The 17,899-nt window shown below is 72.2% G+C and carries 11 protein-coding genes; 5 read left to right on the top strand and 6 right to left on the bottom strand.

Going from position 1 to position 17,899, the window contains the following annotated elements:
• Positions 1 to 7: 7 nt before the first annotated feature.
• Positions 8 to 997, bottom strand: a complete 990-nt coding sequence (locus WMF33_RS42840) for a c-type cytochrome (RefSeq protein WP_437333990.1) — start codon at positions 995 to 997, stop codon at positions 8 to 10.
• A gap of 340 nt (positions 998 to 1,337) precedes the next feature.
• On the opposite strand from WMF33_RS42840, the gene WMF33_RS42835 reads away from it, so the two are divergent.
• The 3 genes from WMF33_RS42835 to WMF33_RS42825 all read left to right on the top strand — a co-directional run bounded on the left by WMF33_RS42835 (position 1,338) and on the right by WMF33_RS42825 (position 4,476).
• Positions 1,338 to 2,201: a hypothetical protein gene (locus WMF33_RS42835; RefSeq protein ID WP_437333989.1), complete on the top strand. Its 864-nt coding sequence runs from the start codon at positions 1,338 to 1,340 to the stop codon at positions 2,199 to 2,201.
• A gap of 124 nt (positions 2,202 to 2,325) precedes the next feature.
• Positions 2,326 to 3,312 (top strand): DsbA family protein, encoded by a 987-nt coding sequence (locus WMF33_RS42830; protein ID WP_437333988.1) that lies wholly within the window; start codon positions 2,326 to 2,328, stop codon positions 3,310 to 3,312.
• Positions 3,313 to 3,606: 294 nt separating this feature from the next.
• Entirely contained in the window at positions 3,607 to 4,476 is an 870-nt protein-coding gene (locus WMF33_RS42825; protein WP_437333987.1) for a hypothetical protein, read from the top strand.
• Positions 4,477 to 4,644: 168 nt separating this feature from the next.
• Here the strand turns inward: WMF33_RS42825 and WMF33_RS42820 are convergent, their stop codons facing one another.
• From WMF33_RS42820 to WMF33_RS42810, 3 genes are all read right to left on the bottom strand, one after another.
• Positions 4,645 to 5,400, bottom strand: coding sequence for an Hsp20/alpha crystallin family protein (locus tag WMF33_RS42820; protein WP_437333986.1), 756 nt, complete (start codon positions 5,398 to 5,400; stop codon positions 4,645 to 4,647).
• A gap of 260 nt (positions 5,401 to 5,660) precedes the next feature.
• A complete protein-coding gene (locus WMF33_RS42815; RefSeq protein ID WP_061626751.1) occupies positions 5,661 to 6,041 on the bottom strand; it encodes a response regulator in 381 nt (126 codons plus the stop codon).
• A complete protein-coding gene (locus WMF33_RS42810) occupies positions 6,038 to 11,467 on the bottom strand; it encodes an AAA family ATPase (protein WP_437333985.1) in 5,430 nt (1,809 codons plus the stop codon). Before WMF33_RS42810 ends, WMF33_RS42815 begins: the two co-directional genes overlap by 4 nt.
• A 754-nt stretch (positions 11,468 to 12,221) precedes the next feature.
• Between WMF33_RS42810 and WMF33_RS42805 the strand changes: the two genes are divergently transcribed.
• Both WMF33_RS42805 and WMF33_RS42800 read left to right on the top strand, forming a co-directional pair.
• The gene (locus tag WMF33_RS42805; RefSeq protein WP_437333984.1) at positions 12,222 to 15,368 is read left to right on the top strand and encodes an eCIS core domain-containing protein; all 3,147 of its coding nucleotides are present in this window, start codon (positions 12,222 to 12,224) and stop codon (positions 15,366 to 15,368) included.
• A gap of 7 nt (positions 15,369 to 15,375) precedes the next feature.
• Entirely contained in the window at positions 15,376 to 15,951 is a 576-nt protein-coding gene (locus WMF33_RS42800; RefSeq protein ID WP_437333983.1) for a hypothetical protein, read from the top strand.
• 67 nt (positions 15,952 to 16,018) lie between these two features.
• On the opposite strand, the gene WMF33_RS42795 is transcribed toward WMF33_RS42800, so the two are convergent.
• Positions 16,019 to 17,113, bottom strand: coding sequence for a type VI secretion system protein (locus WMF33_RS42795; RefSeq protein ID WP_061626747.1), 1,095 nt, complete (start codon positions 17,111 to 17,113; stop codon positions 16,019 to 16,021).
• Positions 17,114 to 17,117: 4 nt separating this feature from the next.
• Positions 17,118 to 17,759, bottom strand: a complete 642-nt coding sequence (locus tag WMF33_RS42790; protein ID WP_437333982.1) for a DotU family type IV/VI secretion system protein — start codon at positions 17,757 to 17,759, stop codon at positions 17,118 to 17,120.
• Positions 17,760 to 17,899: the final 140 nt, after the last annotated feature.

Below are 17,899 nucleotides of genomic sequence, written 5' to 3'. Positions count from 1 at the left end.
CGGCCGGCTACGGGCTCGGGTCGATCGGCTCTGCAGCCGGCAGCTGCTCGAAGGGGTGGCCCTCCGGCGTCAGCGTGCGCAGGTAGGCGATCAGCGTGTCGATCTCGGCCCGCGAGAGCAGGTGATAGGCGCCGGGCATGTTCGAGTAGGCGATGCCCTCGGCGGCGACGCCGTCGATCCCGAACGCGATGATGGACTGCAGGTACGTGTCCGAGCGGCGCTCCCAGAAGCCGGCGACGAAGGCCTCCACGTCCTCGCCGGGCGGCACCTTCACGCCGAACGTGCCCGCCGGGCCGGAGTGGCAGTGGGTGCACCCCCCGTCCCCGAACGCCGCGGGGCCGTCGCGATCCTGGTCCTCGGCGGTCTCCACGCAGCTCCAGCCCTTGCAGCTGTTCATGGCGCGGCAGGCGTGCTCGTAGAGCTCGTTCCAACTCTGATAGACCATGCCGCGGCAGCTGTTCGTGCCGGCGCAGGACGCGTGGACCTGCACCAGGCCGGGGCGCGCGGTGCCCGACAGCATGGCGGACTCGGCGCACGCCGCGGCGAACTCCTCGAGGGAGATCTGGCCATCGCCGTCCTCGTCCATGACGTCGATCGCGTCCACGAGATCGTCCTCCGGGCCGGCGCTCCACACGAGCGTAGTGACCGGCGCGTCGGACTCATCGCAGTTCGAATCGACGTTATCGAGATTCCGCTCCTCGGCGTCGGGGTGGACGGTGTTGTTGAAGTCGTCGCAGTCGCCCTCGCGCGGGGTGAAGCCGTCCCTGTCGTGGTCGCTGTCCTCGTCATCCACGGGCTCGCCGCCGCCCGTGTCGGAGCCGCCGGTCCCGGCGGGGGAATCGCCGCCGGAGCCGCCGGTCCCGGCGGGCTCCTCGCCGCCGGCGCCGCCGGTTCCGGAGATGGGGTTGACGCTGTCGTCGTCGCCGCAAGCGGGCGCGAAGGCGGCGAAGCTGGCGAGCGCCAGCGCAAGCAAGGTGGATCCCGGCGATTGGGTCATGGTGGTCGTCCTGCCTCCGAAGGAGCGCGCTGCGCGCGCTTGCCGGCTGCCCGGCGCAGGGCATGTAGGCACGGCTGGCGCGCGCGGAATATGTGGCAAGTTGTCGCAGGCCTACCGTCCGATCGCTGGTGCATCGCGTTCGAGGAGCGGCGGCTGCGCGCCAGTTCGGCGCCGCGTGCGAGCGCTGCGCGCGGTCGGCGTGGCGCCGGGGTCGACGGCGCGCGCCGCCGCAGGGGCCGTCCTCGCCGCGGGCGCGGGCGCGGGGCCCGATTTGCGTGCAGCGGCCGAGCGAAAGGAAGTACAACGGCTGCGAGCGTCGAAGAGGGAAGAGGAACGCCGGATGACAGGCATGCTTCGCGGGGGGCTGCGGCTCGGTTGTGCAGCGGCCGTGGTGTTCGCGGCGGGACCGGTCGCCGCCATGCAGCCGGCGTCTGGTCCCGCGCCCCGGGTCTCGCCAGCGCCTGCAGCGTCGCAGCCAGCGCCTGCCGCGTCGCAGGGCGGCCCAGCCGGCGCGCCGTCAGCGTCGCCGACGGCGCCGGCGCCGGGCGGCGCGGCGGACATGCCCCTGGCGCCGGCGACGGACGTGTCTCCTCCGCAGCCAGCTCCGGGCGACGGCGTTGCGCCGCCGTCGGGGGCGCCACCGACCGGGGTTGCGCCGCCGGGAGCTCCCCAGGCGCTCCCGGCCTGGACGACGAGCCCCTGGCTGCTCGAGGGCGCTCCCGCGGGCGAGCAGCCCGGGCCGAAGCGCGTCTGGTACGGCTGGCAGCACCTCCTCGTGCTCGGCGGGACCGCCATCCTCGTGCCCATCGCCGTCGGCACGGAAAACGAGGTGCTCGCCTGGTGGTCCGTCAGCACCTTCGCGCTCGGCGGTCCGGTCACCCACTGGGCCAACGGCAACCTCGGCAAGGGCTTCGCCAGCCTCGGCCTCAACGCCGGCTGCACGCTCGGCGGCGGCATGGTCGGCCTGCTCGCCGGCAAAGCCGTGGACGCCCGCGGGTGGGACGAGGTGGCTGGCATGATGCTCGGCAGCAGCGCCGGCCTCCTCACGGCCAACATCATCGACATCGCGGTCCTCGAGCGCGAGGAGCGCTCGACCGCCGACAGCTACGAGTACATCCGTCTCCGCTCGCCTCGGCTCCGGCTCGCGCCGCACGTCGCCCTGGCGCCGGACCGCGCCACGCTCGGCCTCGGCGGCGCCTTCTGAAGGGGCAGCGGCGCCGTGGGCGCGCCGGCGGCGAGGTGCCGCGCCGCCGCGAGGGCGCGCGGCGCGCGCGACGCGGGCAGCGCTTCGGCCTGGCTCGGCCGCCGCGGGGGTGTAGCATCCGCGCGTGTTCATTCCGAAATCAGGTGCACGACGGATCGCGCTCATCGCGCTCGCCGCGCTCGCCGCGTGCGGCGGCGCGGAGCGGCAGGATCCCCAGTTCGCGGACGCGCCCGCGGTCCCGCTCCCCGGTCCTCCCGGCGCCGCGCCGCTCGACGCGCCCGGCGGCGAGCCGGAGGAGCTGCCCGGCGTGAACACGGCCGAGCTCGTCCGCCGCGAGCGCCACACGTGGTGGCAGCTCGTCTCGCAGCTCTACGCGCCGTGCGCCGAGCAGGCGGTGTCGCTCGCGCAGTGCGTCCGCGAGTCGCGCCCCTGCGCGGCCTGCGTGCCCGCCGCGCAGCTCGTCGCCGACAAGATCCGCGGGGGCGCGAGCGCCGCGGAGGCGCAGGCCGCGTACGGCGTGCGGTTCGGACCGAACGTGAAGAAGATCGACCTCGCCGACTCGCCGTCGCGCGGGCCGGAGCGCGCGCCGGTGCAGATCGTCGTGTGGTCGGACTTCGAGTGCCCCTCCTGCGGCCGCGCGGTCCCGCTCCTCGACGAGATCTTCGAGCGCCACGCGCCGAACGTGCGGTTGATCCACAAGGTGTACCCGCTGCGGTCGCACCCGCACGCCGAGGCCGCGGCGCGCGCCGCCATCGCGGCGCACGCGCAGGGCCACTACTGGCAGATGGAGCGGCTCCTGTTCGAGAACCAGCAGCGGCTCGAGGACAAGGACCTGCTCGGCTACGCGCAGCGGGTCGGCCTCGACATGGCCCGGTTCCGCGCCGACATGGCCGGCGAGGCGGCCGCCCGGGTGATCGCGCGCGACAAGGCCGAGGCCGACCGCGCGGGGCTCTCGGGGACGCCGTTCATCGTCGTCAACGGCCGGGAGTTCGATCTGGCGCTGTTCAGCCTGCAGGGGGAGCTCGACCGGTGGATCGCGACGGAGCTCGCGATCCTCGGCGGGGGCGGGGGCGCGGCGGCCGGGGGCGCCGGAGCGCCGGGCGCGCGGTGAGGTCCGCCGGCCAGCGCGGGCGTAATCATGCGATCGCCCTGGTGGACTGTTCGGTAGAGCTTCGCCCACGTGTGCGACGCACCCACGTTCGGTGATCTTGATCGCCCTCGTGGAGCCCCGGCCCCGTGGTCTGACGTCGGAGCACACGTAAATCACACGGCGTGACGAATCCGGGGACCTACCCGGAATTTAGAGGGCAGGAGGCGGCTGCTTCGGCTGGCACGGTAGCGCTGCATGAGCGAGACGCGCCTCCTAAAAGTCGAACATGCCTGTAACCACCCGAGAGATGCTCCAATGCCCTCAGTCACCCATGAAGCCCTGGTGGAGCTGTTCAAGAACCGGCCGACGCTCGCCGCCGAGATGCTCCAGGACGCGCTCGGCCAGCCGATTCCGACCTTCACGGAGGCGCGCATCGAGTCCTCCAATCTCGCCGAGATCGTGCCCTCGGACCGCCGGGCCGATCTGGTCGTCGTGCTCGTGGGCGAGCAGCAGCGGCCCGCGATGGCCGTCGTGGTCGAGGTGCAGCTCGGTACAGACCCGGACAAGCCGTACGTCTGGCTCGTGTACCTCGCCCAGACGAGGGCCCGGCATCGCTGTCCGACCCGGCTGCTGGTCGTGACGACCAACCCGGCGATGGCCCGCTGGTGCTCGCGGCCGATCGACACGGGCCACCCCGGCCTGATGCTGACGCCGCTGGTGCTCGGGCCGCAGGGCGTCCCGGTCGTCACGGACGCCGAGCAGGCGAAGGCAGCGCCCGAGGTGGTCGTGCTCTCGGCCATGGCGCACGGGCAGGGGGAGGCGGGGGAGGCGATCGGCGTGGCGTTCCTGGCGGCGGCTGCCGGGCTCGATGAGGAGCGCCGCGCCCTGTACGGAGACCTGGTGCTATCCTCGCTGAACATCGCGGCGAGGCGGACGTTGGAGGCGATGATGAAGAGCAATTACGAATTTCAGAGTGAATTCGCGCGCAGCTACGTGGCGAAGGGAGAGATCAAGGCCAAGGCGCACGACGTCCTCACCTTCCTCGAGGCCCGCGGGCTGGAGGTCCCGGCCGAGGTGCGGGAGCGCGTCCTCGCGAGCACCGACCTCGCCGAGCTCGACCGCTGGATCCGCCGCGCCGCCGTCGTCAGCGACGCCCGGGAGCTCCTCGCCGCGGACGGCTCCTGAGCCCCCGCGCCTTCGAGACACCGGAGCCGGCGGCGCCCACCAGTTTCGAACAACGCCGTCGGTGATCATCGCATCCTCCGCGAACCATCAAAACGAAGAGGGGCGGCGCTCCGCCGCCCCTCTCGAGTTAAGCCGGCTCAGCTCGGCCGATTCGCCTTCCAGCCCAACTCAGCTCGGACGATTCGCCTTCTCGGACGCCGTCGTGCCGCCGCCCGCCGTCGCCCCCTGCCCGCCGGCCACCTGCGCCGCGGACCCGCCGCCGCTCTTGATCTGCACCGCGCGGCCGCGCTGCTGTTGCTGCGGCAGCTTCAGGCAGACCTCGAGGACGCCGTTCTCGAACCTCGCGTCCACGTCGTCGGCCTGCACGCCCTGGGGCAGCGGGATCGAGCGCATGAACGAGCCATAGCTGCGCTCGCTGTAGCTCACGCCCTCGCGCTGCTCCTGCTGCTCCTGCCGGCGCTCGCCCTCGATGATCAGCGCGTCATCGTGGAGCTCCACCCGGATGTCGTCCTTCGTCACGCCCGGGAGATCGGCCTTCACGACCAGCTGACCGTCGCGCTCGCCCACCTCGATGTGCGGCGACCAGAGGCCGCCGCCGAACGACGAGGGGCCACGACCGCCGCCCTGCTCGGCAAGCGAACGAGGCTGCCTGAACGGCGACAGCGTCCCGCCAAAGCCGAAGTCCTCGAAGATGCGATCCATGTCCTCCATCATCCGGCGCATCATCGTGAACGGGCTGAAGACCCCGCCCGCCCCGCCGTACCGCCCGAGCTGACCGCCGCCTTGCTGGCGCTGCAGCCCGGCGGACGGACCGCCGGCCCCCAGAGAGGAAGTCTGTCCCGTCGCCTGGCTGCTGGGCTTGCCCTGCTGCGACCTGGCCACAGGAACGTCTTGACCCACTTGCTGACGCTGCTGCTCCGCCATGGGAACCTCCTTTCAACGAGGAGTCATCGCAAATATAAGGCCGCATCGCCCCCGCGAAAGGGCGCATCGATGCGACGGCTCCCGTCGTGCGACGTCACATGGCCGAGCGCGCGCCGTCGCAAACAGCCACCATGAGCCCGCCTGCGGAGAGCGCACCCCGCGCGCCGGCGCCGGACCGGGCACGACGGGCGCGGACGAGCTCGACGCTGCGCACGCGCGACGCGCGCTCGCGCCAGGCGTCGCCGCGCAGGGGTGCCCGGCTATCGCCACCGCCTGGCGATCTCCACGAAACGGTGGAGGCTGTACGGCTTCTGCAGCACCGGACGGCTGAGATCGGACTCGCGCAGCCCTGCCTTCCCGTACCCCGTCACGAAGACGAACGGGATGCCCCGTTCCATCAGGATGTCGGCCACGGCATAGACCTTCTCGCCAGCGATGTTGATGTCCAGGCTCGCCCCATCGATCGGCGCCTCGCGGGCCAGGCGGATCGCGTCCTTCATGGTCAACGCCGGGCCGATCACCACGCAGCCGAGGTCGGTCAAGACATCTTCCAGGGACGAGGCGATCATCGGCTCGTCCTCGACCACGAGGACGCGCAGCCCCTCCAGCTCGCGTGGGCCCTCGGGATCCGGGAGCATCATGCGGCCACGCGCTCCAGCGGCAGATGCATCACGCAGCGTACGCCCTCGGGCACGAAGTCGAGGCGCACTTCCCTGGCGAGCTGGCGCCCGAGGTCGCGCTCGATCAGGCGCGAGCCGAAGCCCCGGCGGCGCGGCGGCCGTACCGGCGGCCCGCCCATCTCCCGCCATTCGAGCCAGAGCAGCGGCTCGCGCCCGTCCGCGCTCACGTCCCATGCGATCTCGACGCGGCCGGACGGCTGCGACAGCGCCCCGTACTTGGCCGCGTTGGTCGCCAGCTCGTGGATCGCCATGCCGAGCGTCACCGCCGCCTCCGGGCGGAGGCGCACGTGCTCGCCGGTCACGTGAACCCGATCGGCGTCGCAGTCGGCGTGCGGCGCCAGCTCGGCGCACACGATGTCGCGGAGGCTCGCGCCCTGCCAGGAGGTCTGGTTCAGCAGGTTGTGGGTCTGAGACAGCGCCAGGAGCCGCGCGAGGAACGCCTCCGTGAACGCCCTGGGCGAGTCCGCCATGCGGAGCGTCTGCGCGGCGATCGCCTGCACGATCGCCAGCGTGTTCTTCACCCGATGGTTCAGCTCATTCAGAAGGAGCCTCTGGCGCTCCTCCGCCTGCTTGCGCTCGCTCACGTCGAGGACGAACGCCACCCCCTGGTCGTCCGACCCTTCGAACCGCACGCCGCCGAGCAGCACGGGGACGCGGCTGCCGTCCTTCCGGCAGAACTCCTTCTCGAAAGGCCGGAACTGGCCGGTCAGGGCGATCTCGTCGAGCGCCCGCTGGGTCACGTCATGCGACTCCAGCGGCGTGCTCTCCGTCCAGTACATCTTCTCCGAGGCGAGCTCCTCCCGGCTGTAGCCCATCATGGCCAGAAAGGCGTCGTTCGCGTCGAGGATCCTGCCGTCGAGGTCCCAGAAGGCGATCCCGATGATGTTGGCGTCCACGAGGCGCCGGATCCGCGCCTCCCGCTCGCGCAGCGCCAGCTCCACCCGCTTGCGCTCGCTGTTCTCGCGCTGGAGCTCGGTATAGAGGCGCGCGTTCTCCAGCGAGATGGCGGACTGGGAGGCCAGGAGCTCCAGCATCGCGATGCGATCGGCGGTGAAGGCGCGCGGGGTCAGGTTGTTCTCCAGATAGAGCACGCCCACGAGCGTGCCCTGCTTCACCAGGGAGAGGCAGAGCACCGAGCGGGGTCGCCGCTCGCGCACGTAGGCGTCCTCCGAGAACTGGTTGGGCACGGCGGCGTCGTCCAGGATCACGCTCTCCCGCGAGCGGATCGCGTAGTGGAGGAGGGAGATGGGGAGATCGGCCGGGGTGACGGGCGCCTGCCGGAGGGTGACCTCGACCCGGCCGCGCCGGGTGACGACCTCGGCCTCGACGTCGTGCTCGGCGCCGCGGGGTCGGATCAGGAGGCCTCGCTCGGCGCCCGCGTGCTCGACCACGATCGTCAGCAAGGTCTCGATGAGCCGGTCGAGGATCAGCTCGCCCGAGACCGCCTGCGACGCCTTGAGCACGGTGATGAGGTCGAGCCTCGCGTGCGGCGCATCGAACGGCGGGGCAGGCCCGGCCGCGGCCTGCATGCGCATCGCCTCCGGCCGGAGCGCGTGCGGAAAATCCCTCTCGAGGCGCCGCATCGCGCGCGCGGCGCCCCAGCGACCATAGAGGCGGTGCGCCTCGGTCATGTAGGCACACGCGACGAAGGTCCTGCCCAGATCGAGGTAATGGCGGGCGCAGAGCTCGTTGGCGAGCGCCGCGTCATGCAGGAACTGGCCCTCCCGGGCGGCCATGATCCCCTGATCGTACAGGGCGCCCGCGCCCTCGCGCCGCTCGCTCCGGGCGAGCTCGGCCTTCAGGATCGAGGCGCGGTGACGGTGGCTCTCCGGCCCGAGGGCCGCCCAGGACTCCACCTTGCGCGCGCACTCCCGGAGCCTCGCGAGGTAGGCTTCCCTGAGCGCAGGGGCGGCGGTCCCGGCGGCCCGCGAGAAGGCCAGTCCACCATAGAAGTAATAGCAAGGGCTCGCGTGCCACGCGGCGAGCATCCCGAGGCTGCCGGGGTCGGCCCTGCCCCAGAGCGCCGCCACCTCCTCGTACGCGCCCTCGAAGACGCCGGCGATGACCTCGAAGACATTCAAGAAATAGAGCGACGCCCGGTTGTCGATGCGGCGGGCCTCCTCGGCGACCGCGCCGATGTCGACCCACGCCCCCCGCCTCCAGTCGCCCCCGGCCGGCGCGCCCAGGTGCTCGCTGAGCTGCGCGACGGCCCCGACCATCCACGTGATCGTGTTGAACTCGTCGAGCTTGCAGAGCGGCGCGTGCAGCCTCGCCTCCTCGAGGACGTCGTGGAGGTGCGCCCCGCGGAGCAGGGCGTTCACGCTCGCGTTGCACGCGTTGTAGAAGGCCCAGATGTACTGTCCTGTCTCGACGCCGGCGTGGATGCCCTTGCGCAGCGACGCCTTCGAGCTCTCGTAGGTGTCCATCCAGTGCTGCACCCACGCCCCCCACATGTTGCACAGCATGGATTCGGACTTCGCGTCCGGGCAGCGCTCGTTCAGGCGGACCGCCGCCCGCCCGAAGGCGTAGCCCTTCTCGATGTCGAGCCCGGCGCAGAGGAACGTCCCGAAATTCACGTAGGCGTAGATCGAGCTCTTCGAGATGCCGTGCAGGAGCGAGCCCTGGAGCGCCTTCATCACCGTGATGCCGAAGTTGTTCGTGCCGAGCTGGTAGGTCGGCGAGAACATCTCCTGAAGGAGGTCCTGGAGGGCGGCGATCTCGGGGTCGTCCAGCGCGGGCAGGTCGACCAGAGACGCGATGGGGCGGTCGCCGATGATCGCGAGGGTCCGCGCGAGCTCGGCGGCGAGCGCGCCGTCGTCCGGGTAGGGCGGCAGGTGGATGTCGTAGGCGCGCAGCGCGGCGAGCCCCTCGTCCATGGCGGCGGGCAGATCGTTCTTCAGGATCTCGACCTTCATCTTCAGGCGCCGCACCTCCGTCTGGTGTCGGCGCCCCTTCGCCCTGTCGAAGGTGCCCGTGAGCGTCGCGAGCGCGTCGTCGTGCCGCCCGCACAGCGACTCCAAGAGGCCCTTCTTCGTGTGATAGAGGAACGCCATCTCGTAATCGGAGGTCCACGCGTCTGCAGGCAGCATGGCCATGCCGTGCTCCAGGTACTTCAGCGCCGCGGCGAAGGCCGCCGACTCCTCGGCGCGCGCGGCGGCCTGGAGGTTGAGCCGGGCCGACTCCATGCGCTCCTCCGGGTCCTTCATCAGATCGCCCGCGCTGTTCAGGTGATCGACGACGTCGAACAGGTCGTGCCCCCTGTCCGAGCGCAGCTTGCCGAGCAAGAGCCTCCCGATCCGGTAGTGGAACGCCGGCCTGTCGCGCTCCGGGATCAGCGAGTACGCGGCCTCCTGGATCTTGTCGTGCGCGAAGCGAGCCTGCCCGTCCGCGCTCACGATCAGGCCCTCGCCGAGGGCGTGATCGAGGCTCGCGTACGTCTCCTCGGGGGCGCGCTCGCTCACGGTGCTCAGGACGTCCAGCTCGAACGTGTTGCCGATCGCCGAGGCCAGCCGGAGCACCCGCTGCGTCGCCGGCGGCAGGCGCCGGATCGTCTCCGCCATGAGGCAGAGGACGTTGTCGGTGCACCCGAGCCGCTCGATCTGCCGCAGATCCCAGCCCCAGCCCCTCGCCGGATCGAAGACCAGCACCTTCGCGTCGTAGAGGTGCCGCATGAACTGCTTCACGAAGAACGGATTGCCTGCGGTCTTCTTCAGGACCGCGGCCGCGAGCGGGCCCCCGTCGGCGGTCTGGAGGCTGTCGCGCACGAGCTCGTTCAGGTGGCTCAGCCCGAGGGGCGCGAGGACGATGCGCCGCACCCCGAGGCCGCCCTTCTCGAGCTCCTCCAGCGCGACGAGCACGGGGTGGGCCGGGCTCACCTCGTTGTCGCGGTAAGCGCCGCAGAAGAAGAGCGACTCCACGCCGTCCTTCGCGAGGATGCTCTCGATCACGCCGAGGCTGGCCGAGTCCACCCACTGCAAATCGTCGAGGAACACGGCCAGCGGGTGGGCGTGCCGGGCGAACACGCAGACGAATTTCTGGAAGTAGAGGATGAAGCGGTTCTGGGCCTCCACCGGGCCGAGCGCGGGGACGGGCGGCTGCTCGCCGAGGATGTGCTTCAAGGACGGGAGCACGTCGCAGAGGACCTGCCCGTTGCTCCCCAGCGCCTCCAGGATGGCGCCGCGCCACGCCGCGATCCGCTCCTCGCTCTCGGAGAGGAGCTGCTTGATGAGCCCGTCGAACGCGTGGACGAGGGCGCTGTAGGGCCTGTCGCGGTTGTACTGATCGTACTTCCCGCTGATGTAATAGCCCTTCTCGCGCGCCAGCGGCTTCAGGATCTCCTGGACGAGCGACGACTTGCCGATGCCCGAATAGCCCGAGACGAGGACGATCGTGCGCTTGCCCCGGAGCACGTCGTCGAATGAATCGATGAGCGCCCGGATGTCCCCCTCGCGGCCGTAGAGCTTCTGGTGGAGCCGGAAGAGGTCTCTCCTGTCGTGCTGGCCGGGGCTGAACGTCCCCGAGAGGCCGCTACTCCGCCGCCGCGACCGGAGCTCTTCCAGATCGGCCTTCAGCCCCTCGGCGCACTGGTAGCGATCCTCGGCGTTCTTGCTGAGGAGCTTCATCGCGATCGCCGAGAGCGCGCCGGGCACCGCCGGGCTCACCTCCGACGGCGGGACGGGCGCCACCGCGATGTGGGCGTGCATCAGCTCGAGCGGGTCCGCCCCCTCGAACGGCCGCCGCCCGGTGAGCATCTCGTAGAGCACGACCCCCAGCGAGTACATGTCGGTGCGGTAGTCCACGCTGCGGTTCATGCGGCCGGTCTGCTCGGGCGACGCGTAAGGGAGCACCTCCGTGAGGACGTGGCGGGAATAGATCTCCTCTTTCTCGCGCGTCACGAGGGCGTCGACGCCGAAGCCGGTGAGCTTCACCTGGCCGCCCTCTCCGAGCAGGATGTTCGGGGGCCTCACGTCGCCGTGGATGAGGCCGTGACGGTGGATGTCGGCCAGCGCCTCGGCCACGGGGATCACGGCGTCGAGCACCGCGAAGACGTCGAGCTCGCCTGCCGCCTCCGACCTCCGCGTCGAGGACAGCGGGGCGCCCGGGAAAACCTCGGTGAAGAGCACCAGGCCGTCTCCGTGCTCCTCGACGGCGTGCACCTTGAGGACCCTCGCCGAGTCGATGCGCTGGATGACGCGATAGGCGTGCTTGAAGCGGAGGATATCGCCGATCCGCGTGTAATCGGCGTAGAGCATCTTCATCGCCACCTCGAGCCCGTCGGCGTCGCGGCGGGCCCGGTACATGGCCGAGCCCGCGCCCTCGCCGATCTTCGCGGTGACGTGGTGCCCTCGGATGCGGGTCGCGCCTGGCTGGATCGGGAGGTGCGTCATCGCGCCGTCCTCGCGCCCGCCGCCCCGGTCCCGCCTGGGCAGCGCCGCGCCGGGAGCGTCGCGCCGCGGCCGCTCCGGCCCGTCATGGCGCACGGGCGGCGCGGGCCGCGCTCGTCGCTGTCACGGCGAGATCCCGGCGAAGGCCGCCCTCCCGCTGGACGCCGGCGGCCGCGGTCCGCCGTCTGCGCGGCGCGCGTCCAGGCGCAACGCAGCGAGCGCCCTGAACAGCAGGCCGATTCGGCGCCTGGGACGTATCCCCCCATTGCATGCGTATGAGCCCTCCGCACGCCCTGTCAACCTGACGATCGGAGCCAGGGGTAAGGTCGCCGGCGGCGTCCGCGCTCAGGCCGGCATGGCCGCTGCACGCTCGCGTGCGACGGCGTCCAGACGTGGCCCTCTCCCGTCCCGCGTCCGCGGGCGCCTCACCCTATCGCGCGCGCGGGCACGTAGGTCTTCAATTCGAGCTCGATCGGGCTCTTGCACGCGAGCCGTGATGCCGTCGCGTCGCTCGAGGCACCGTAGACAACGCCCACCGGAAGCGGATAAGCAGGAATGGTCCCCTCGGGAGGGTTGTGCCATGTTCACGGTCGACCGAAAACCGATTCCATCGGCAGCAAACCCTCCAGCGCGAAATCCCGCATTGCAGCGCTCTGCGCAGGCGATGCCGGCGAGCCAGCTTTGGTCTCGGCGGGACTCGTCGAACCACGCCGCAGCGACTACTCCGTCCGGGACGACCGAGGAGCGATGGCGCGACGTGGAGCCGCGCTGGCCTGCTCCGAGGAGCGCCCCCTGGTCACGGGTCGATCGCGCGGCGCCCGAGGCCGTCGCGGCATCCGCGGCGCCATCGTCTCTCGCTCCGTCCGCCCTCTGGGATTTCTCCCGCATCCGCGTCACGCCCTGGGTCCAGCGCGCGCCGAGCCTCGGGCCGCCGGGCCTTGGAGACGAGCGCGAGGCCGGCGAGGTGGCCGGCGCGGCGGACCGCGGCGGGCTCACTCCCTCCATCGCCGCGCCGCCGGCCGCCGCGGGCGTGCAGCGCAAGTGCGCGGCGTGCGAGGACGAGGACGAGCACGCGGGCGCGATGCAACGCGCCGCGGATGGCAGCGGGCTCGGGGTGGGGCCAGCGGACGACGCCTATGAGCGCGAGGCGGATCGCGTCGCGTCGGAGGTGATGTCGGGAGCGCAGGCGCGCGTGCTGGGGCGCGTCGGCAACGCCGGTGCCCAGCGGGACGCGGGCGGAGCGGGGGGAGGATTCGCCGCGCCGCCGATCGTGGGAGAGGTGCTGAGGAGCGGGGGCGCGCTGCTCGACGCGAGCACGCGCGCCTTCATGGAAGCGCGCATGGGCCACGACTTCGGCGACGTGCGCATCCACGCCGATGCGCGGGCGGACGCCTCCGCCCGCGCCGTGAACGCTTTGGCCTATACCGTCGGCCGGGACATCGCGTTTCGCAGCGGTCAGTACGACCCGGCGTCCGGTCGCGGGCGGCGGCTGCTGGCGCATGAGCTGGCGCACGTCTGCCAGCAGGGCGCAGCCAGCATCCGCGGGGGACGGCTCGAGGCCGGAGCGGGGGAGCGGGCCGGGCAGGAGGCGCGGCCGGCCGGGGAGCCTCCAAGGCCTGCGCCGCATGCGCGGGCAAGCGTCACGGCGTCGCCCTTGCTGCAACGTCAGCACGCGCCTTCGGGCGGGCCCGTCACGGGGGTCCGGATCTCCTGCGAGGACCGTCGCATCGTGTTCGACACGGGCGGCGTCAGTCATCCGTACCGATTGACCTCCTGCGAGATCCCGGTCGGGGACTACACGGTCGGCGTATCGATCCGCGGCGCCGCCGTTCATTTCGACTTCGGGCCGTCGGCCGAGCGCGGCGAGCGATTCCGCTTCGGGTTTCACATCGATCCCGATCAGGTCAACCCGGTGACGTTGTTCCGGCGTCAGACCAGGGTCGCCGTCTCCGTCGTCGAGCGCCTCCCGTCGACCGAGGTCTCGACCTCGACGCCGAGCGGGCCCGCGCCGCTCGCGTCCCGGCTGGCCGCCTTCCAGCGGCTGGTCAAGAGCGCAGGGAAGCTGCGATTGGCGGAGAACGGACGCGCGCTCGAGCAATGGCGACAGTTCCTCGAGCAGCAGCTCACGCCGGCGCAGGTGCAGGCGCAGGTCCACGCCGAGGAGGTTCGTGCGCTCCTCGACGCCGCCGGCCGGCGGGGGGAGCTCGCTCTGGCGGAGCAATGGCTCCGCACGCGAGGCGCGAACCGCCGCTGGGTGCTGGAGCAGCAGATCGACGGCCGCTACCGGGCCTGCACCGGTTGCCACGCCACCGTCCAGGCCGAGGCCATGGATCGCGCGCGCGCGGAGCGAGGCGAACAGCTCCGGGCGCCCCTCGAGCAGCTCGCCGCCGGCGCGGACCCGGGACCCAGGCCCGCGTTCGCGGCGGGCGAACAGGTCGCAACTTCCGAGCAGCCCAGGGGCTTGCCTGCGGTGGCAGAAGCGCAGGAGCGCATCAACACGCTTCGACCGTACCTGCGCGAGCTCGGACCGGAAGGCTACCGGGTCCTCCCCGCGGAGACGCTGGGGAGCACCGCGCCGCCCGGCGAGCTGCTGGCCGACATCGGCCGCCGCATCGCCCGGCGCCAGGCGGACTACCGCGAGTTCAGCAGCCGGATCGACGCCCCCGACTTCGACTACCTCACGCTCCGGCCGATCGTGCGCGACCTCCTGCCCCTGGCCGATGCGGACGTCCGCCAGGCCGTGCTCCAGGCGATCGACCGCGCAGAGACGTGGGAGACCGTCGAGTCGATCGTCGTCGGCGCCGCCTCGATCGGCCTGCTGCTCCTCGCGATCTTCCCTCCCACGTCGGCGCTCGGCATCGCAGGCGCGCTCGCGCTCGGAACCGGCATGAGCGCCCACCAGGTCTATCGCGGGTACCAGAGCTTCGAGCAGGGGCGCCTCTACGCGCTGGGCCGGGGCGCCCACGACGTGCTCGATCCAGCGCAGCAGGAGGCGGCCGACTCTCTCATGGCGCTCGGCGCGTTGAACATGGTCCTCGGCACGGTGGGCCTGGCGAGCGGCGCGCTGGGCTCGGTGCGGCTCATCCGGTCGTTGCCGCCTGCTGGCGGGGGCCTGGGGGCCGTGGAGGCCGTCGAAGGGACGGCGGGAGGCACCCTCTACCGGGTGACCGGGTGGGGGACCCGCGACCCGAGGGTCGTCGTCATCGGCCCGAACGGCCGCGTGATCCGGGAGGGGCCGCTCTCCTCCTTTCGACCGCGCGTTTCGGGCCCGAGCGCCTCGGGGCGAGCGCAGGCCCCGGCGAGGGCATCGAGCGGCGCGACCGGCGGCCACGTCTACCCCACGGAAGGAGGCGCAGCGCGCGTCGCGGAGCCGGTCCCCGTCACCGAGCCGGTGCCCACGCCCGAGGTGGTCCCCCAGCCGGTCCCCGCGCCCGCCGCGCGGCCCGGTGGCGCCGTCAGGCCGCCCAGCGTCCGTGGCCCCCTCGCCGTGATGGGTGGAACAACAGCCGTGGACGCGATCACCTCCGTGGGCCGGCCAGGCCAGCAGCCGGCCGTGCCCTCGGCCCCGGTCGCCTCGTCCGAACGACCGCTGCCGCGATGGGAGCCGAGCCCTGGCGAGTCGCACCCCACCCATGAGGAGGTCCAGGACGCGGCGAACGAGCGCAGCACCGACTGCGACGCGCTGGCGTACGCGATTGACGTGCTGATTCGCGATCTCAGGTTCCGTCGCTGGGACATGCAGCAAAACTCCGGAGGGGATGCGAGGCATCGGTCCACCTACAGGCTGCGCCAGGAGGCGCTGCGGCGGCTCGTGCAGATTGCTCGTGCCCTTGACTGCGCCTACGATGCAGAGGCCGACGCCGAGCTCAGCCGCCCCCACACCCATCCGACACCTCGGTACTAGGAAGAGCATGGACCCCACTGAGCCCCTCTACTTCCGCGTCGAGCGGAGCCCGGCGAAGCGAGCAGGGACGCGGTGGCGCGCGACCGCGACGATCGTCCGCGACGACACGGGCGAGCCGGTCGAACGTCTCACGGCGCGGGCGTCCACCGCCGGCGCTGCCGAGGAGCAGCTCGATGCGGCCATCGAGGGCGCGCTCGCCGGCTTGGAGAAGCCGCCCAGGGACTGGGGGAGAGACCCGACCGTGTTTCGCCTGCTCCGGCGCTATTTGCAGCTCAGAGACGAGGTGTACGGGATGCTCGAACGCGCCAGCGCCGCGGCCGAGCCAGACGCGCTCACGCTCAGACGCGACGCAGAAGCCTACGAGCAGGGCGAGATGAGAAAGCTAGAGGAGCAGGTCGAAGCGTTGACCGACGCGCAGTGGATCGAGCTCTCGACCCCGACCGAAGATCAGCTCACACGGCTCGACGACGCCTGGGTGCTGGACATGCTGACGGCCAAGAAGCGGCTCTGTCAGCTCGCCTCGCGCAGGCCGCACGTGGCTCAATCCGGCTACGAACAGCTGGAGCAGGCCCTCGACGGGTAGAGGGCGCTCCGCCTGCGCGGGCGGCCCGGTCGAGCCATCCGCCCGCTGCGCGCCCCCGCCGCCGCCCTCACATCACATACCGCAAGATGAGCTCGGTGATCCCCGCCGCGAGCAGCAGGAGCAGCCCGCCGACGAAGCCGATCAGCGTGAACCGGTCGTCCCGCCACCGCGGCCGGAGCGGCACGATGTCCCGCTCCGGCAGCACGACCACCCTCATGGTCGCGTGGATCGGCAGCCCCCCGGGCCGCTGCGCGACCGCCACGTGCGGCGGCTGCGCCAGCCCCATGTTGATGAACCGCGTCACCCCGGCGCGGAGCCGGTCCCCCATGCCGGGCAGCGCGCTGCCGATCGCCACCGCGCGCAGCCACGGCGCCCGCTCGAACGCGTTCTCCATGGCGAGCGCCCCGAACAGCTGCCGCAGCCGCGCCATCAGCGCCCGCACCTCGGCCAGGTGCTGGAACGCCCGCATCCGCGCGTCGGGCGGGTCCTCCGAGCTCACCCGCGCCAGGCAGTACGACTCCAGCCGCGCGTTCAGCCCCTCGAGCTCCTGGAGGATCCGCGGGGCCGCGGCGCCCGGGCCCGCCTCGAGCGGGAGCGTGAAGCCCCAGGGCTCCTCGCGACCGCGCTCGTGCGTCCACTGGAACACCTCGGCGAAGCCCCACAGCGTGTCGTAGCGCGACAGCACCACGTAGGCCGGCACGTCGGCGCGCAGCGCGCGGCCGACCTCGATGAGGTACGCGCGCATCCGGTTCGCGTACGCCTCGACCCCCTGCTCGTCGAGCTCGGCGAAGTCCGCGATGCTCAGGACGAGGAGGATGCCGTCGATCGGCTCGCGCTTCCGCGAGCGGCGCAGCTCGTCGCAGAGCTGCGCGAGCTCGGCCGGCTCCCGCCGCGGGCCGAGCACCGACGCCTCGGGCTCGATGAAGAGCGCCTCCTTCGCCAGCCAGTACGAGCACCGCGCCCCGGGCACGCCGATCTGGAGCGGGGCGCCGCCCGGGGGCCAGGTGAGGTTCATCGCGCGGATCACCGTGGAGCGGCCCGAGCCCGGCTCGCCGAGCACGAGGTAGCAGGGGACCGCGTAGATCCCCTGGTCGCTGTCCGGGTTCGCCTGCTGGACCAGCGCGTGGACGCTCGCCAGCTCGTACACGAAGGAGCCGCTCATCCGATCATCCGACCCTTTGGGCGATCGTCCACCCGAGCGCGACCGCGCCGCCGATCGCGACGAGCGCCGCCAGGGCGCGCCCGACCAGCGCGGATTGCCACAGCGGCAGGTTGGGGAGGTGCTGCGCGTCCACGCCGTCCACGCGCGCCGGCCGGAGCACCCCGCCGCTCCAGTCGCGGTCCGGATCCACGCCGAGCTTCAGCGAGAGATCGCGGCGGATCCGCAGGAGGTCGTCGGCGCTCTGCCCCGGCAGCCCGTAGCGGCCGCGGAAGCCGAGGCCGAGCACGCAGGCGTAGGTCGCCATCACCGGCAGCGGGCCGCTCCGGACGCGCTCCAGCCGCTCGAAGAGCTCGACGCCCGCGTTGTTCGTCATCCACCGCGCCGCCTGGAGCGGGCGCTGGGCCCAGACCGGCCGGAGGTCCGGCAGCGACATCGCGAGCTCGTCCGCGAAGGCGGCGATCGCGAACATGCCGTCGTCGACCGAGGCGATCGGCATGTCCTGCGCGAGCTTGGACCCCTTGAGCTCCTCGAGCAGCAGGTTCGCTTGCCGCAGCACGTGATCGGCCGGCGGCCGCCGCGGGGATTGGCGGAGCATGCAGAGCCAGAGGAGCATCTCCTCACCGAAGACGCCGATGGAGGTTTCCACGCGGCCGCGAGCTTACGCCAGGCGCGCGTGGCCCGTCGACCCGGGCGCGCGTGGCGCGTCCGCGCGCTCGGGCCGACGGCGCGGCGAGCGCCCGCTCCGTCCAGCCGCGTGTCGGCTCCGCGTCGGCCGCGAGGCGCGCC

It is taken from the genome of Sorangium sp. So ce394 (genome assembly GCF_051474665.1).
Lineage (GTDB): Bacteria > Myxococcota_A > Polyangia > Polyangiales > Polyangiaceae > Sorangium > Sorangium cellulosum_D.
The sequence above is the reverse complement of the archived record's forward strand: the minus strand, read 5'-3'. Positions and strand labels throughout refer to the sequence as shown.

Coding starts and splice junctions, on each gene's coding strand:
- WMF33_RS42800 (WP_437333983.1), top strand. CDS start 15,376: ATGGACCCCACTGAGCCCCTCTACTTCCGCGTCGAGCGGAGCCCGGCG.
- WMF33_RS42820 (WP_437333986.1), bottom strand. CDS start 5,400: ATGGCGGAGCAGCAGCGTCAGCAAGTGGGTCAAGACGTTCCTGTGGCC.
- WMF33_RS42815 (WP_061626751.1), bottom strand. CDS start 6,041: ATGATGCTCCCGGATCCCGAGGGCCCACGCGAGCTGGAGGGGCTGCGC.
- WMF33_RS42825 (WP_437333987.1), top strand. CDS start 3,607: ATGCCCTCAGTCACCCATGAAGCCCTGGTGGAGCTGTTCAAGAACCGG.
- WMF33_RS42795 (WP_061626747.1), bottom strand. CDS start 17,113: ATGAGCGGCTCCTTCGTGTACGAGCTGGCGAGCGTCCACGCGCTGGTC.
- WMF33_RS42840 (WP_437333990.1), bottom strand. CDS start 997: ATGACCCAATCGCCGGGATCCACCTTGCTTGCGCTGGCGCTCGCCAGC.
- WMF33_RS42810 (WP_437333985.1), bottom strand. CDS start 11,467: ATGACGCACCTCCCGATCCAGCCAGGCGCGACCCGCATCCGAGGGCAC.
- WMF33_RS42835 (WP_437333989.1), top strand. CDS start 1,338: ATGACAGGCATGCTTCGCGGGGGGCTGCGGCTCGGTTGTGCAGCGGCC.